Below are 14,507 nucleotides of genomic sequence, written 5' to 3'. Positions count from 1 at the left end.
TACAATGATACCTGAAGAACAGATCAATCAAGGCAGTACGACTTGATTAAACAAAATAAGACTAGCCTCTCCATTTATCGGACAAATTTCTGCCATACACTCTGAATGGTTCTTCAATGTAGTGATGCAAGAAAATTGAAGCAATGATGGTCAGTGTAGTGCAAGCTATAAAAAGACCAACACCACCCATATCGACGCCGATTTCCTGAAATAATCTTGGCGCTGCGTTATGCACGAGATAAACAGGATAGCTAATTGATCCAATAAAGATAAAGATATTATGAAAATTTTCTGATGACTTCCATCGATCGATAGAGGAAAGTGGAAATAACAGGAATGCATAACTAAGCGCGCATGCAAAATTATACCATCCTCCAATTAAAATATTGGCTCTTAGCCCATCATCACCATTCTTTATAAAATATATCGCTAGCATTGAGATTAATGCAATTCCAAGGCAGGTACTGATGAAATTCCATTTCATGAGGGTACTTTTGCTATGGTTTTTACTAAAGACAACAAGCTGGTGGAGATATACGCCTATTAAAAATTCGGGCAAGAGACCTATTAAATGAACACTCAGTATGTCATAAGTATTGATAGCGGGATGAGCTGAATGACTGTACAAAAATAATTTCAGAAACATTGAAAATATCAGTATGCCAAAGAGAAGTTTTTGGTACTTTTTAAGGAAGAATATCAGTATAGGAATGAATATATAAAATTCCATTTCAACCGGTAAACTCCAGAATGCAGCATTAAAAAAGAAGGCTTCTTCTCTTGAATTCGTTGTATGCAAAAAGAATATATGGTTAATAAAATAATTTACTTTCTCTGCATTATCGCCACTCAGGAGAAGATAAATGACTAAAGAAACGAAATAGAGGGGATAAATCCTAAAGAATCTTTTTATAAAAAATGCACCGACATTAATCTGTGAAGAGAAAATCAGTTTTGCAAAAACAAAACCACTGATTACGAAAAACAGATCAACGCCTGTCCATAAGAAATTCAATACGGTTCTTTCTTCAGTAAGGAAATAAGCATAATGAGATGTAAGTACCATGAATGCGGCTATACCACGCGCAAATTCAATACCAATATATGTGTGCACTTGACTTTCCTGAGTCTAAATGATGGGTTATAAGAAATTATGTTGTTATCGATAGAATGGCATATTGAATCATTCTGGCGGATATCATGGCTCCGGGGCCTAATGAAAAATGTTAAGTCAAGGTATCTTTTATTATCTAGTTAATTTTTTGCCGCCCAGCCTGCTTTAATCCGCTGACTAGGGCGTATTGTAGCCACAACCACTCAGCATCAGTGTGCTGATAAATACCAGAGTCAGTAATTTCCTACCATAAAAAATCAATTGTTCCATATAGGGCGATTCATTCAATTTTTACAATGATACCTGAACAGTAGATCAATCAAGGCAGTACGACTTGATTAAGCAAATTAACCACACCGAAGCCAACAAAAAACAAATTTTATTGACCAATTTTGTTTACCAACCATTCGCATTGTGCGATACTTTCACTACTATTAGTGCGACAACAATTTTGTTATCACACTATATGTTGTGGTTATACAGAGAAATAATATTTCATTGAATCAGCGGAAATTTATATTCTCTATCTTGAATAATCAGTTAGGGGAGAACATCGATGCAACTCGCTACGGAACATACTAACCTCAAACCTATTCCTGGAAATCAAAGTTTTTTAGATACTGGGTCACAAAATTCGCGTTTTTCTCAATATAAAGTCATACGTCGTAACGGTGCAGTCGTCGCGTTCGAACCCGGCAAGATATCTGTCGCTATGACCAAGGCTTTTATCGCGGTGGATGGCGGTCAAGGCGCGGCATCTGTCAGGGTGCGTGAGGTGGTTGCAAGTTTAACGAATGATGTGGCGAATGCATTGCTGCGTCGCCAGCCGGATAGCGGCACTTTCCATATTGAAGATATTCAAGACCAAGTCGAGCTCGCCTTAATGCGCTCCGGTGAACACGATGTGGCGCGTGCTTACGTGTTGTATCGTGAAGACCGTGCGCGTGAAAGAGCCAAGCTCAAACAAAAATCTGCCACCGAGATAGCAGCGGAGACACTATATGTTGTGGATAACGGGCAAAGAATCCCGTTGGATTTGGTCAAGTTATCTGCGCTGATTGAGTCTTCATGCAGTGGATTGGAAAACGCAGTCGATGCTTCCTTGATTTTAAAGGCCACATTAAAGGATTTGTATGACGGCGTATCGCTCGATGAAGTCAGGAAATCCGTGATTCTGTCCGCGCGCGTTTTGATCGAAAAAGACCCTGCATATAGTTATGTCACTGCACGATTGTTGCTGAACAACATGCGCTATGAAGTGCTCGGCGAGGAAGTTTCTCAACAAACGATGCAAGCGCACTATATCGATTATTTTCCGGTTTTCATTAAACGTGGCATCGAAGCCGAGCTTCTGGACGAGCGCTTGTCGCAGTTCGATTTGGCGCGTTTGGCGGAAGCACTGAATGCCGAACGGGATCTGCAATTTGATTATCTGGGGTTGCAAACGCTCTATGATCGTTATTTTCTGCATATCAAAGAAAAGCGTATTGAATTGCCACAAGCCTTTTTTATGCGTGTGGCCATGGGCTTGGCATTGAATGAAATTGACCGGGAAACACGCGCCATTGAGTTTTATCACGTGCTATCCAGCTTTGATTTCATGAGCTCAACGCCGACTTTATTCAATTCCGGTACTTGCCGCTCGCAATTGTCATCGTGCTACCTGACGACAGTGCCGGATGATCTCGATGGCATTTACGAAGCCATTAAGGAAAATGCGTTACTGGCCAAATACGCCGGTGGATTGGGCAATGATTGGACTTCGGTGCGTGCCTTGGGTGCACGTATCAAGGGCACCAACGGCAAATCACAAGGCGTGGTGCCGTTTCTGAAAGTAGTATCCGATACCGCTGTGGCCGTCAATCAAGGCGGCAAACGCAAAGGCGCGGTATGTGCCTATCTGGAATGCTGGCACCTGGATATCGAGGAATTCCTGGAATTGCGCAAAAACACCGGTGACGATCGTCGCCGTACGCACGATATGAATACCGCCACGTGGATTCCCGATTTGTTTATGAAGCGGGTCATGGAGGGTGGCGACTGGACATTGTTCTCGCCTTCGGATACGCCGGATTTGCATGAAAAATTCGGTCAACAGTTTGAACAAGCCTATCTGGCTTATGAAGCCAAAATCGAGCGCGGTGAGCTGGAATTGTACAAAAAAATTCCGGCAGTGCAATTGTGGCGCAAGATGTTGAGCATGCTGTTCGAGACAGGCCATCCCTGGATCACCTTTAAGGATCCATGCAATGTGCGCTCGCCGCAGAATCATGTCGGCGTGGTTCATAGTTCCAATTTATGCACGGAAATCACCTTGAATACCAATGACAAGGAAATTGCGGTGTGTAATCTGGGGTCGGTGAATCTGGTGGCGCATCTGAAAAACGGCGCGCTGGATATGGATAAACTGAAACGCACGATTCGGATTGCCATGCGCATGCTGGATAATGTCGTCGACATCAATTTCTATGCGGTAGCAAAAGCCAGAAACGCCAATCTCAAGCACCGCCCGGTTGGGTTGGGCATTATGGGATTCCAGGATTGTTTGCATCAATTGGGCATTCCGTATAGCTCCAACGAGACAGTCGAGTTTGCCGATCGCTCGATGGAAGCAGTGGCTTATCAGGCCTATTGGGCGTCGACCGAACTGGCCGAAGAACGCGGCCGCTATAGTTCTTATAAAGGCAGTTTGTGGGATCGCGGCATCCTGCCGCATGACACCCTGGAAGTATTGCGCAAAGAACGGGGTGGCTATGTCGAAGCGGATTTATCCACGACACTGGATTGGGATGCGTTGCGTCAGCGCATTAACGAACATGGCATGCGCAATTCAAACTGTCTGGCGATTGCACCGACCGCAACGATATCCAACATCGTCGGCGTGTCGGCCAGCATTGAGCCGACTTATCAGAATCTGTATGTGAAATCCAATTTGTCGGGTGAGTTCACGATTGCCAATAAATCCCTGGTCAGCGACCTGAAGAAGCTCAACCTGTGGGATGAGGTCATGATCGCGGACCTGAAATATTTCGACGGCGCCATCAGTAAGATAGATCGCATACCGGAAAATGTCCGCACCTTGTACGCCACTGCATTTGAAATGGATCCATTGTGGCTGATCGAAGCCGGTGCGCGGCGGCAAAAGTGGATCGATCAATCGCAATCGCTGAATATTTATATGGCGGGGGTTTCCGGCAAGAAATTGGATGATACCTACAAACTGGCTTGGATTCGTGGTCTAAAAACGACCTATTATTTGCGTTCGATGGGTGCGACAGCGGCTGAAAAATCGACCGTGCGTGCAGGCTCATTGAATGCCGTGCCATCCGATAGCGGTATGGTGAAAGCTGCTGTGGAAGTTTCTACGGTTGAAATCAAGTACTGCGCAATTGATGACGAAAGTTGCGAGTCTTGCCAATAATCCCCCAAGATCATAATAAAAGGAGTTTACGATGCTGACATTTGAAGACGAACCGATGAAACCGGAAGTGCCGCCAGTTAACGTAATGCCGCGCACTGCGCTGCACGATTTTGAATTGCCGCTGCAAACGCCAGCGCAGGATGACCGGGATCACAGCACCGGCAGCCGCCAGACAACTGCGGAAGACGTGGCCGGCAGCGCCAACCGCCGTATCTCGGTCGAAGACAAACAAATCATCAATTGCAATGCGGATGTCAATCAACTGGTGCCGTTCAAGTACAAATGGGCCTGGGATAAGTATCTGGGCGCCTGCGCCAATCACTGGATGCCGCAGGAAATCAGCATGAGCCGCGATATTTCCTTATGGAAAGATCCCAATGGCCTGACCGAGGATGAGCGTCGTCTGGTCAAGCGCAATCTGGGTTTCTTTGTGACGGCGGATTCATTGGCTGCCAATAATATCGTTCTGGGTACGTATCGCCATATTACCAATCCGGAATGCCGTCAGTATTTGCTGCGCCAGGCATTTGAGGAAGCCATTCACACCCATGCCTATCAATATATTGTGGAATCACTGGGGCTGGATGAAGGTGAAATATTCAATGCGTATCATGAAGTGTCTTCCATCCGCGACAAGGATGAATTTCTGATTCCATTTATTGATACCTTGACGGACCCGCACTTCAAAACCGGTACGCAAGAAACCGACCAGCAATTACTCAAGAGCCTGATTGTTTTTGCCTGTATCATGGAAGGACTGTTCTTTTATGTGGGCTTTACGCAGATTCTTGCACTCGGCAGACAAAACAAGATGACCGGCGCGGCCGAGCAATATCAATATATTCTGCGCGATGAATCGATGCACTGTAACTTCGGTATCGATGTGATCAACCAGATCAAGATGGAAAATCCGCATTTATGGACCAAAGCATTCCGCGATGAGGCCAATGAACTGATGCAGAAAGCCGTTGCGCTGGAATACCGCTACGCCGAAGACACCATGCCACGCGGCGTATTGGGCATGAATGCGCCGATGTTCAAGGAATATTTACGCTATATCGCGAATCGCCGCTGCCAGCAAATCGGTCTGGATATCCTTTACCCGAACGCCAATAATCCATTCCCGTGGATGTCTGAAATGATCGATCTCAAGAAAGAAAAGAATTTCTTTGAGACGCGGGTGACGGAGTATCAAACAGGGGGGGCGTTGAGTTGGGATTGAGGGTTGCTGAATAATTGCCGCCGATGCCGATTCAGTTTATGCGACATTTTTTGCCGTGGATATTACGTTAGAAACCACTACTCTGAGAGGATAATTATGGAAACAAAGCTCCGCTTGAATCCTGGTGAAATTCTGAAATTGACAGACCATCGTAATAAAGGCTCTCTTGCGGAAACTGACATTGACTTCTACGCAATCGTCAATGAATCTGGGACTGGAGTCGGTTCTGTTGAACACACCAACCGCACTTCAATCAATGGTCTGAAAAGATCGCAGCACGTTATCCAAAGGGACAACACAGGAAATGTCATCGTTGAAGAGCGTTGGTAGGTTGTGGAAACATCTGCTATCTGTTTCTAACATTCCGCTCCGAAGGAAAAGCAGGATGTCTCGAATTGATTGTTTGTTATCCGTTTTGAACAGTGAATTGAATATTAAACCGCACTCAATATCAGAGAACGCAATATAGAGGGAGACCGTTCACTTTGTTTACGACTTCGCCCCATGACAAGGGCGTCCCTCAATTTAAACGTTAGGTTTCGAATCAAAAAATGCCGCTGGAGTAAGCATGGAACTGAAAGATTTCATCAAAGAGACCATCACTCAAATTGTCGATGGTGTCATAGAAGCGCAAGTAGAAATTAGCCAATATGGTGCCGAAATTAACCCTAAAAGGGTTCAATTCAAGGAGGCTGGTCAAATCAATTACTACAACAGTGGAAAGCCGCAATACGTCGAATTTGATGTTGGTCTAACTTCAATTCAAAAATCTGGCTCAAGCGAAGGTATAGGGGTTTTTCTCGGATCTGTCTCCCTTGGCAAAAAGAACGATAAGGGTTCGGAACATACGGTTGTAAGTCGAATAAAGTTCTCACTCCCCGTTGTACTACCAAGCGGCACAGGTGAGCACCTTGACTAACTGGCTCATCCATCACGGTCTTCATAACGTCAGAAAACCTAACCCATCATTCAAGCGGAGCATCTAACGGTGATCCTTACTTCAAACGTTGATTATCTTCACAAAAGAATATGATGGCCGTTGATTGGAATGCAGTTGCAACTATCGCTGCCCCGGTAATCACTCTATTTCTTGGAGTATGGGTGAATCGGAAATTTGAAAGTCGCCCAGCACTCATTTCGTACTTCAGTCATGTGTCGGCTTTTCGATATTCACCGCCCGGTGGGCAGCCGGTGGGGATAAATACACATTCCGTTGTATTGAGAAACATCGGCCGTAAAAGTGCGATCGGTATCAGGATTCACCATAACACTTTACCTGACTTTAATATTTGGCCAGCAGTTATGCACTCAGTTGAGACACTTCCAGACGGAACCAAAGATATTGTAATTCCTACGCTAGTTCCCGGCGAACAAATTACAGTTTCATACTTGTATCTTTATCCCGTAACCGTCGATCAGGTCAATGCGGGAATCAAGAGTGACCATGGGTTTTCCCAACAAATATCGGTTCTACTTCAGCGTCAATTCCCGCGCTGGGTCAATTTCATTGTTGGTACTCTGATGATCACAGGGTTCGTTGCCATTCTTTACGTTCTTTACACAGTAGCCATACAATAATGCCTAATTCTTTGCTTCAGAAGAACGCTTCGTCAGCAAGCTGACTTCGTAACCCTGGGCTTGCACGTTATTATATTTAATGAATGAAATATCGAACCGGAATCTTAACAAACCAGTACCCCAATTTATCCATTTTTGTGAGGTAAATACCCATGCAATATCGTGAAGAACATGACACTATGGGCGTGGTCGAGGTGCCCGCCGCCGCATTGTGGGGCGCACAAACACAGCGCTCGTTGCAGAATTTCAAAATTTCCAATGAGCACATGCCCATTGCGTTGATTCAAGCGTTGGCAAAGGTCAAGCGTGCGGCCGCTACGGTTAATCATGATTTGGGATTGTTGGATGCTGCCAGTACCGCTGCGATTATTCGCGCTGCGGATGAAGTGATTGCTGGCGATCATAACGATCAATTTCCATTGGTTGTGTGGCAAACAGGCTCAGGCACGCAAACCAACATGAATATGAACGAGGTGCTGGCGAACCGGGCTTCGGAAATTTTGGGTGGCGGGCGCGGTGCAGACCGGAAAATTCACCCTAATGACGATGTCAACAAAGGTCAATCGTCCAATGATGTTTTCCCCACCGCAATGCACGTGGCCGCAATACAGGAATTACACCATCACCTGAATCCGGCCATTCGTTTATTAAGACAAACTCTCGCTGCTAAGGTAACCGCATTCTCCGACATTGTTAAAATTGGTCGCACTCATTTGCAGGATGCTACGCCACTGACGTTGGGACAGGAGTTTTCCGGTTATGTTGCGCAACTGGATCATGGACTGAAGCACGTGCAGGCATCTATGTCGCACTTGCATGAACTGGCTCTGGGCGGCACAGCGGTGGGCACCGGACTCAATGCGCATCCTGAGTTTGCCGAGCGAGTAGCTGCCGAGCTTTCCCGCTTGACCGCATTGTCATTTGTCAGTGCGCCGAACAAATTTGAAGCACTGGCCAGTAACGATGCGCTGGTGCATGCACACGGCGCATTGAAAACATTGGCGGCATCACTGATGAAAATCGCCAATGATATTCGTTGGCTTGCATCCGGGCCGCGTTGCGGTATCGGTGAGCTTAGAATCCCTGAAAATGAGCCGGGTAGTTCCATTATGCCGGGCAAAGTCAATCCGACACAAGCCGAAGCCATGACGATGGTATGTTGTCAGGTGATGGGTAATGATGTGGCGATCAATATGGGCGGCGCGACGGGTAATTTTGAATTGAATGTCATGAAACCGATGATCATTTATAACTTTCTTCAGAGCGTGCGCTTGCTTACGGATGCCATGATCAGCTTTAACAACAACTGCGCAATCGGTATAGAAGCCGATATTGAGCGCATCAATACGCTAATGCATAACTCATTGATGCTGGTCACTGCACTCAATCCGCACATCGGCTATGACAAAGCGGCCAAAATCGCCAAAAAAGCGCATCGTGAAGGCATCACGTTAAAAGCCGCCGCGATTGCAACCGGTTACGTCACTGCCGAGCAGTTTGAAGCCTGGGTTATTCCGGAAAATATGGTAGGAAAGTAGGGCGATTTAATCCGCTTTCCTTACTGACCCGACATGTCATCGATTAACAGTCATTACGATCCAGCCACGCGTCGCGAACGCTTTGCATGGTGTATGTACGATTTCGCCAATTCAGGCTACACCACCGTCATACTGACCGCCATTTTCAACGCTTACTTTGTCGGTGTGGTCGCCGCCGAAAGTGGTAATGGCCACGCCACATTGCTGTGGACGCTGACAATCGCCGCCGCCAATCTTCTGGTTTTATTCAGTGCACCCGTGGTGGGCGCTATCGCTGATTATTCCGGCGCAAAAAAACGTTTTCTGGTCATGACGACATTGGGTTGCGTGCTGTTTACCGCATTATTGAGCTTCGTTGGACCCGGCGATGTCATCTTGGCAGTTATTTTGGTCATACTGGCAACCTTCATGTTTGCCAGCGGCGAGAATTTAATCGCGGCATTCTTACCTGAAATCAGCACGCCTGAAACAATAGGGCGGCTCTCCGGCTATGGCTGGTCACTGGGCTATTTGGGTGGCTTGCTTTCTTTAGTTTTATGTCTAGCTTATGTCACTTATGCGGAAAACCAAGGACTGGATGCTTCGCACTACGTACCGGTTTGCACATTGATTGTCGCCGCCTTATTCGGCATTGCCGCTTTACCCACATTGCTCTGGCTGCGCGAACGGAGTGGTGTTTCGCAATCGATTAAAAATGCGCATTTAATATCAATAGGATTTGAGCGATTAAGAATCACGTTGCAACATGCAAGGCAACATACGGATTTATTTCGCTTCTTGATCTCATTAACCACCTATTATTCCGGTATTCATATTGTCATCGTGTTAGCAGCGGTGTATGCACAAGAAGTAATGGGGTTCAAAACTCAGGATACGATTATTTTGATCATGGTAGTGAATGTGACGGCGGCAATCGGCGCTTTCCTGTTCGGTCATCTACAAGATCGAATCGGTTCCTGTCGCTGTATTGCCGTGACTTTGCTGATCTGGTCTGCAGCAATTATTTGTGCTTATTTCGCTACTGATGAGGCGCTATTCTGGGTTGCCGCTAATTTAATCGGCATTGCACTCGGTGGCGCGCAATCAGCGGGTAGGGCATTGGTAGGGCAATTCACGCCGTTGGGGCGGCAAGGCGAATTCTTTGGCTTATGGGGACTAGCTACAAAATTATCAGCGATTATCGGACCGCTTACTTATGGCGGCATGGTCTATCTATTTGAAGGAGATCACCGCATCGCGTTACTTAGTTCGCTGGTGTTTTTTATATTGGGTCTCGCACTTCTTGCCACTGTGAATGAGCGCCGAGGACGTGAAATAGCTAGAATTAGTTACTAAATGATTTTCTCTGACCTGGAAGAGAATTGTATTGCTCTAAGATTTTTTGTTTTTATAAAGCGCCTGTAGGAACAACAGAATAGATCCTACAGGGTATCTCTCAGTCGATTAAACGACATTGAACGATAAGTCGTACCAATAGCTTTTTTATAAGCTATTTTTATTTTCCTGGAAGCTCATTACGACCTTCAGCCGGTTTACCTTCATGTGTCGTGCCATAATTGTCAGAACTTGCACTTTCCGGCGCTGTAGGTTTGCCACAAGCCACTAATGTTAATGCAAAAAATATTACAACGATAAATACTGAATGTTTCATCTGTAGCTCTATCCTTAAAATTTATAAAAATATTTTCACTGGTTCTTTCTTTGTCACATTTGAACTATAACACGTTATACGTCAATAATCCTTTATTAAATTGTCATTCAAGGCTTGCAATTAATAATAATTGATTGCCAATAATTTGTATTATGTTAAATAGAAGATTTAAGTTACGGAGGAAGAGCGACAAGTTTTCAGAGTTTTTCTATAAGCTTCTAAGCGGTCTCCGGCTTGCTCATTTTTGAGGTTTGATAGATAACGACATAAAAGTCTCAATTCTTCTTCATCAACACCTGACTCAATAAGGCGTTTTTTTTCTGCTGCAACATAGCGGTAATATTTGCGTCTAACTGATTTGATTCGTGTGTAGCGAATAAACCAATAAAGATTATTGAGTTTAGAAAACATAATAATAATTAGGATGGTAAGAATCATTGTTATAACGTGGTGATATTTTGAATATTTACCCTGATCAAATAAAGGAAAATCAAATATTTTCTTTACAGTAGTATTATTGTATACAAAGTAATTCATCCCAGTCAGTAGTATAGTTTTGGCTTACGTTTTCCCTACGCATTGACCAGCTTTGCTTTATGCCTTGTGAAGCAAGCCGTATAGTACCTTTTCCCATACGATCATTGATATTGTCAATGACTTCCATTAGCTGAGCTCTATTGCTGATTGGAGACAATCCAAACAAATCCATTTGGCGTGTTTGAGCATCCACTAGATTAGAGAGCATCACGCCAGCTTTTTGATATTTGTAGCCCCTTCTATATATTTTTCTTAAGCCCCAGATTGCTGCCTTGGTTAATACGATTGTGCTAGCTGTTTGTGTTGGAAGCGGTATGCGCTTGACATTGAAATAATTATCCTTGGGTTCTGTAAATCGGCTTGTGTTTATAAAAACACTTACAGCTCCAGCATATGAATGTTGCCGTCTTAATTTTTCTGAGGCTCGGCTCACGTATAAAGAAACGGCTTCTTCAAGGTCAGTTAATGAAGTAACTTTAATACCAAAGGAACGCGAACAAACAATTTCTTTTTTAGGTGGCGTGACTTCTTCCAGCTCAATGCAGGAAGTACCGTTTAATTCTCTGATCATTTTCTCCATGACTACTGAGAATTTACTTCGCATACTTGTTGGAGAAGCATGTTTTAAATCATAAACTGTCTCGATTCCAAGTTGATTTAGTTTAGGTGCAAGACGTCTACCTACTCCCCATATTTCGCCTACTTCGATCCTTTTAAACCAAATATCTTGTTGGAATGGTGTCATGTCGCTCAAATTACATACTCCATCCAGTTGAGGATATTTTTTTGCAATATGGTTTGCAAGTTTTGAGAGTGTCTTAGTGGAGCCAATGCCCACAGAAACGGGTAATCCTAGAAATTTTTTGATCGTTTGGCGGATATTCTGTCCATAATCTAAAAGATTTCTAAATCCGGTTAAATCAAGAAAACACTCATCAATGGAATACACTTTTTGATTAGGGCTGAAAGTAGAGAGTACATTCATGACTCGCTTACTCATGTCATCATAAAGGGTGTAATTTGAGGAATAAGCGATGATTCCATGTTTTTGTGCTAAGTCTTTAAATTGGAACCATGGCTGCCCCATCTTTACCCCTAATGCTTTGGCCTCATTGTTATGTGGAATTGATTTAGTTATATTGAGCTTTCGACATATCAGTGGAGCGGAAAAATGCAGGTTTCTTCTAGGCATATAGATACATGGCTCACACTACAATCCAATTTAGGTCGAGCTCCCAATACGATTGCAGCTTATTCTTTCGCTCTTCGCGACTATCAGCAGTTTTGCTCGGATCAAAACACTTGCGTTGACATTGCTTCGCGAGAGCAAGTTTCCCAATACGTTCGCAACTTACTAAATCGCCGTGTTTCAAAAAGCAAAGGTATAAGTAGCAGTCTATTTGCCAATGCCACGATCCGACAACGTATCACGGTCGTTCGTCTTTTTTATGACTATCTGATTGAGGAAGGTCTGCGCACGACAAATCCTGTAAGACGTGGCAATCAATTTAATAACCGCAATCGCCGTGATATCAGAGCGATTGTCCCCATCCAACATAAAATGCCTTGGATTCCCAATGAAGAAGAATGGCAGAGGTTGCTTGCTGAAGCACAAGGGATGTCGCTGCGTAATCGGTTGATGCTCACGCTCGCTTACGATGGCGGACTCAGGCGTGAGGAGCTATGCCTGTTAAACACAAAAGACATTGATCCGTCACATCGTCTTTTACATATCCGCGCAGAAACCACAAAAGCGAAGCGTGATCGCATTGTTCCTTATTCGGCAAGTACTGGCCAGTTGCTTCTTGATTATCTGAGATATAGGCGGCGGTTAACCAGTGCGCGTGGAGCCATATTCATTTCCGAATCATCACGCAATATCGGTATGCCTATTACCTTCTGGGCGTGGTCGAAAGTGATTAGATCGCTTGGTAATGCGGCGGGACTTCCTCGATTTTCGACGCACACGCTACGCCATTTATGCCTTACTGATCTGGCTCGATCAGGCTGGGACTTGCATGAAATAGCTACTTTCGCCGGGCACCGTAATACATCGACTACTCTTATCTACATTCATCTGTCAGGACGAGAATTGGCAACAAAACTAGCAGTTGCTTCGTCAGTTCATGGTTTAAGGCTGGAGGATATCAGCGAATCACTCCAATGAAGGCTAAAACCAACTCCTTCCTTGTTAGCGTAAATTGGCCTTGGAAAGACAGTAGATCGTCTTATGATCGCACCGTATTGCTGAGCACCGCTGAGCGCTACCATCTGGCAACATTGGTGAACCGTTTTCAAACAGGCCAAAAGGGATGGCATAGAGGAGCTGCGACTACACTCTCACGTCTAACGCACCCTCTTTATGAAACACTAGATTATCTTGGAGCAACCACTACCGAAAAGCGAAATCAGACCATACGAAACACGGCTGTATGCTTACTTATTCGTGCTATGGATCGGTGGCAAATTACCTATTGGGGCTTCACTTCACAACAGTGGCACGAGCTGATTGGTAACGATTACTACGCATATATCGCTTTGCATGGATGCACGGCAAACGCTCGTCACCAAATCATCGCATTGGCTTATTTGCTTTGTGATTTTGATGATCTTTGGTCGATTGGCCGCCTTTCATGGCATAGTCTCGCTGCAAAAATTTTCGGAGCAATTGCATTAAGAGACAATCATCGGTCGGTCGTAGCAGAATTACTCGGCTGCGGGTATACGGAAACCGGAAATGCTGTCGCCATAAAGTGTGCGGTTGCGGGTGTGTTTTTGAAGGCACGTACCTGCAATCTTCATAAGGTTCGGCGGGAGATATTGTTAGAATTGCATCAAAATGCAAAAGCAAAAATTACGCGAAGAGGTCTGGTTCTACTGTCCGAGGTTCTTTGTCGAGCTGGCATTATCTCGTGGTCGATTAGTCGAGTTGATAAAGCGATCTGTCAGGAAATCAAACATAAGACAGTAATTGCCGATGTATCACCTGCCTGGGCGGACATGGCGAAGCGTTGGTTCAATACTTCACCGCTTCAGCGTACAAGTAGAGTGAGCATCTTATATGCTGTCTTGCGCGCAGGAAGATGGTTTGCCAGCATAAATCCAGAAGCTGCAGCTCCAGAAAATTGGAATCGACAAACCTGTATTGACTACATAAGCCATGTCCTTCGATGGTCAGTCGGAGATTATTCGACACCACGCGCTTCAGTGATGCCGCTCATTGGAAAACCTCTGAGTGCCAAAACGCGTGAATGCTTGCTCAAAAACCTAAGGGCATTTTTCAACGACTTATACGAATGGGAATGGCTACCACATCGATTTGACGCGTCGCGGGCTTTGGCCACTCCGGCCTGTCAATCGGCGTGCAAAACTTACCGGGATTTTGGGTAAATCGGCGTTGAAAAGTTTCCACCCAGGATTGTTAAATATCCGACATTTAGTCGGAG

13 protein-coding genes are annotated in these 14,507 nt (G+C 44.8%); 9 read left to right on the top strand and 4 right to left on the bottom strand.

What is annotated here, in order from left to right; translation table 11 throughout:
• Positions 1-61 precede the first annotated feature (61 nt).
• Positions 62-1,114, bottom strand: a complete 1,053-nt coding sequence (locus C8R34_RS11580) for an acyltransferase (protein WP_110340850.1) — start codon at positions 1,112-1,114, stop codon at positions 62-64.
• Positions 1,115-1,670: 556 nt separating this feature from the next.
• Between C8R34_RS11580 and C8R34_RS11575 the strand changes: the two genes are divergently transcribed.
• The 7 genes from C8R34_RS11575 (at position 1,671) to C8R34_RS11545 (ending at position 10,208) form a co-directional block, all read left to right on the top strand.
• The gene (locus C8R34_RS11575) at positions 1,671-4,535 is read left to right on the top strand and encodes a ribonucleoside-diphosphate reductase subunit alpha (protein ID WP_110340847.1); all 2,865 of its coding nucleotides are present in this window, start codon (positions 1,671-1,673) and stop codon (positions 4,533-4,535) included.
• A gap of 31 nt (positions 4,536-4,566) precedes the next feature.
• A complete protein-coding gene (locus C8R34_RS11570; protein WP_110340845.1) occupies positions 4,567-5,757 on the top strand; it encodes a ribonucleotide-diphosphate reductase subunit beta in 1,191 nt (396 codons plus the stop codon).
• A 96-nt stretch (positions 5,758-5,853) separates the two neighbouring features.
• Positions 5,854-6,087 carry a hypothetical protein gene (locus C8R34_RS11565; RefSeq protein WP_110340843.1) on the top strand — a complete coding sequence of 78 codons (234 nt, stop codon included), beginning with the start codon at positions 5,854-5,856 and terminating at the stop codon, positions 6,085-6,087.
• Between the two features lie 238 nt (positions 6,088-6,325).
• Entirely contained in the window at positions 6,326-6,676 is a 351-nt protein-coding gene (locus tag C8R34_RS11560) for a hypothetical protein (RefSeq protein WP_110340841.1), read from the top strand.
• A gap of 182 nt (positions 6,677-6,858) precedes the next feature.
• A complete protein-coding gene (locus C8R34_RS11555; RefSeq protein ID WP_132467096.1) occupies positions 6,859-7,335 on the top strand; it encodes a hypothetical protein in 477 nt (158 codons plus the stop codon).
• A gap of 152 nt (positions 7,336-7,487) precedes the next feature.
• The gene (gene fumC, locus C8R34_RS11550; protein ID WP_110340837.1) at positions 7,488-8,873 is read left to right on the top strand and encodes a class II fumarate hydratase; all 1,386 of its coding nucleotides are present in this window, start codon (positions 7,488-7,490) and stop codon (positions 8,871-8,873) included.
• Between the two features lie 33 nt (positions 8,874-8,906).
• Positions 8,907-10,208 carry an MFS transporter gene (locus C8R34_RS11545; RefSeq protein WP_110340835.1) on the top strand — a complete coding sequence of 434 codons (1,302 nt, stop codon included), beginning with the start codon at positions 8,907-8,909 and terminating at the stop codon, positions 10,206-10,208.
• A gap of 160 nt (positions 10,209-10,368) precedes the next feature.
• Here the strand turns inward: C8R34_RS11545 and C8R34_RS16505 are convergent, their stop codons facing one another.
• The 3 genes from C8R34_RS16505 to C8R34_RS11535 all read right to left on the bottom strand — a co-directional run bounded on the left by C8R34_RS16505 (position 10,369) and on the right by C8R34_RS11535 (position 12,253).
• Positions 10,369-10,524, bottom strand: a complete 156-nt coding sequence (locus C8R34_RS16505; RefSeq protein WP_165872561.1) for a hypothetical protein — start codon at positions 10,522-10,524, stop codon at positions 10,369-10,371.
• Between the two features lie 168 nt (positions 10,525-10,692).
• The gene (locus C8R34_RS11540) at positions 10,693-11,061 is read right to left on the bottom strand and encodes a hypothetical protein (RefSeq protein WP_110340833.1); all 369 of its coding nucleotides are present in this window, start codon (positions 11,059-11,061) and stop codon (positions 10,693-10,695) included.
• Complete coding sequence (locus C8R34_RS11535) at positions 11,039-12,253, bottom strand: DUF4113 domain-containing protein (protein ID WP_110340831.1); 1,215 nt, start codon at positions 12,251-12,253, stop codon at positions 11,039-11,041. The genes C8R34_RS11540 and C8R34_RS11535 overlap by 23 nt, the downstream gene beginning before the upstream one ends.
• On the opposite strand from C8R34_RS11535, the gene C8R34_RS11530 reads away from it, so the two are divergent.
• Together C8R34_RS11530 and C8R34_RS11525 are read left to right on the top strand one after the other, a co-directional pair.
• Positions 12,233-13,228: a tyrosine-type recombinase/integrase gene (locus C8R34_RS11530; protein ID WP_110340925.1), complete on the top strand. Its 996-nt coding sequence runs from the start codon at positions 12,233-12,235 to the stop codon at positions 13,226-13,228. The two genes, C8R34_RS11535 and C8R34_RS11530, sit on opposite strands and share 21 nt — an antisense overlap.
• Entirely contained in the window at positions 13,225-14,451 is a 1,227-nt protein-coding gene (locus C8R34_RS11525) for a hypothetical protein (RefSeq protein WP_110340829.1), read from the top strand. The genes C8R34_RS11530 and C8R34_RS11525 overlap by 4 nt, the downstream gene beginning before the upstream one ends.
• The last annotated feature ends 56 nt before the right edge of the window (positions 14,452-14,507 follow it).

The organism is Nitrosomonas sp. Nm84 (assembly GCF_003201565.1).
Taxonomy (GTDB): domain Bacteria; phylum Pseudomonadota; class Gammaproteobacteria; order Burkholderiales; family Nitrosomonadaceae; genus Nitrosomonas.
The sequence above is the reverse complement of the archived record's forward strand: the minus strand, read 5'-3'. Positions and strand labels throughout refer to the sequence as shown.

Coding starts and splice junctions, on each gene's coding strand:
- C8R34_RS11525 (WP_110340829.1), top strand. CDS start 13,225: ATGAAGGCTAAAACCAACTCCTTCCTTGTTAGCGTAAATTGGCCTTGG.
- C8R34_RS11575 (WP_110340847.1), top strand. CDS start 1,671: ATGCAACTCGCTACGGAACATACTAACCTCAAACCTATTCCTGGAAAT.
- C8R34_RS11545 (WP_110340835.1), top strand. CDS start 8,907: ATGTCATCGATTAACAGTCATTACGATCCAGCCACGCGTCGCGAACGC.
- C8R34_RS11560 (WP_110340841.1), top strand. CDS start 6,326: ATGGAACTGAAAGATTTCATCAAAGAGACCATCACTCAAATTGTCGAT.
- fumC (WP_110340837.1), top strand. CDS start 7,488: ATGCAATATCGTGAAGAACATGACACTATGGGCGTGGTCGAGGTGCCC.
- C8R34_RS11530 (WP_110340925.1), top strand. CDS start 12,233: ATGCAGGTTTCTTCTAGGCATATAGATACATGGCTCACACTACAATCC.
- C8R34_RS11535 (WP_110340831.1), bottom strand. CDS start 12,253: ATGCCTAGAAGAAACCTGCATTTTTCCGCTCCACTGATATGTCGAAAG.
- C8R34_RS11570 (WP_110340845.1), top strand. CDS start 4,567: ATGCTGACATTTGAAGACGAACCGATGAAACCGGAAGTGCCGCCAGTT.
- C8R34_RS11540 (WP_110340833.1), bottom strand. CDS start 11,061: ATGAATTACTTTGTATACAATAATACTACTGTAAAGAAAATATTTGAT.
- C8R34_RS11565 (WP_110340843.1), top strand. CDS start 5,854: ATGGAAACAAAGCTCCGCTTGAATCCTGGTGAAATTCTGAAATTGACA.
- C8R34_RS16505 (WP_165872561.1), bottom strand. CDS start 10,524: ATGAAACATTCAGTATTTATCGTTGTAATATTTTTTGCATTAACATTA.